The organism is Actinosynnema sp. NPDC023658 (assembly GCF_040639995.1).
Lineage (GTDB): Bacteria > Actinomycetota > Actinomycetes > Mycobacteriales > Pseudonocardiaceae > Actinosynnema.
This window is the reverse complement of sequence record NZ_JBFAAX010001397.1, coordinates 1-1187: the sequence shown is the minus strand read 5'-3', so window position 1 is coordinate 1187 and position 1187 is coordinate 1. Positions and strand designations below refer to the sequence as shown.

The following is a 1187-nucleotide window of genomic DNA, read 5'->3' as shown; positions in this document are numbered from 1 at the left end:
GGCGGATATGTCGAACTACACCGTGGTCAGCGCGAGCACGGCCGCGCCGGGCGCCAGGCCGGGGCGGTCGCGCATCGAGAGCAGGAAGTTGCCCAGCGCGCCGTGGCCGATCATGACGCCCTTGGGGCGGCCGGTCGACCCGGACGTGTGGATGACGTACGCCGCGTGGTCCGACAGCAACGGCGACAGCCGGTCGGCGTCGTCCAGGTCGGCGTCGTCCAGCTCAGCGACGGCCTGGCCGGTGCGGACCGCCGCCGGGAGCTCGTCCAGCACCAGCACGGGCAGCCCGGCCGGCAGGGCCACGCCCGCGTCGGACGTGGTGAGGATCAACGCGGGTGCCGCGTCGCCCAGGATCTGCGCGATGCGGTCCGCCGGGTGCGCGGGGTCCACGGGCAGGTAGGCGCCGCCGGCCTTGAGCACCGCCAGCAACGCCGTGATCATCGTCGCCGACCGCGGCACCGCCAGCGCCGTGAACCGCTCCGGGCCCACGCCGTGCGCCACCAGCAGCCGGGCCAGCCGGTTCGCGCGGGAGTTGAGCTCGCGGTAGGTGAGCACCTCGTCCCCGAACACCACCGCCACCGCGTCGGGCGTCCGCTCCACCTGCGCCTCGAACAGCGCGGGCACGGTCGTCCCGACCACCTCGACCGTGTTGTCGTTCCACGACGCCACGAGCGCGCGCTCGTCGTCGGTCACCAGCTCCAGGTGCCCCAACGGCGCGTCGGCGCCGGCGGCCAGCACCTGACCGAGCAGCGTGCCGAACCGCGAGACCACGTCCGCGGCGGCTTCGGCGGTGTAGAGGTCGGGGTTGAGGTCGAAGCACAGGTCCAGGCCGCCCGCCCGACCGTCGACCACCAACGACACGTCGTCCACCGGACCGCCGGCCAGGTTCGCCACGTGGCCGACCGCGCCGGCGAAGTCCAGCACCTGGTCCAGCACCACGATGTTCACGTGCGGCCCGACGAGCCGCGCGCCGCCGGCGAGCAGGCCCTGGTCGCGGCGGAGGTCCTCGTAGCGGTACCGCTGGTGGCGCACGGCGCCGCGCAACGCCCGCGCCGTCTCCCGCAGGTACTCACCGATGCTCTGCTCGGACCGGGGACGCAGTCGCAGCGGCACGATGTTGGACACCATGCCGGGGATGGCGGCGGCCCGCGGCGCGCGTGCGGCGACCGGCAGGCCCACCTCCAGGT

The 1187-nt window shown here is 74.6% G+C and carries 1 protein-coding gene; it reads right to left on the bottom strand.

Annotated elements, in window-relative coordinates:
- Nucleotides 1-15: 15 nt before the first annotated feature.
- Nucleotides 16-1187, bottom strand: a 1172-nt coding sequence (locus tag AB0G02_RS41295) for an AMP-binding protein (protein ID WP_360806344.1), incomplete at its 5' end; no start/stop codon positions are given.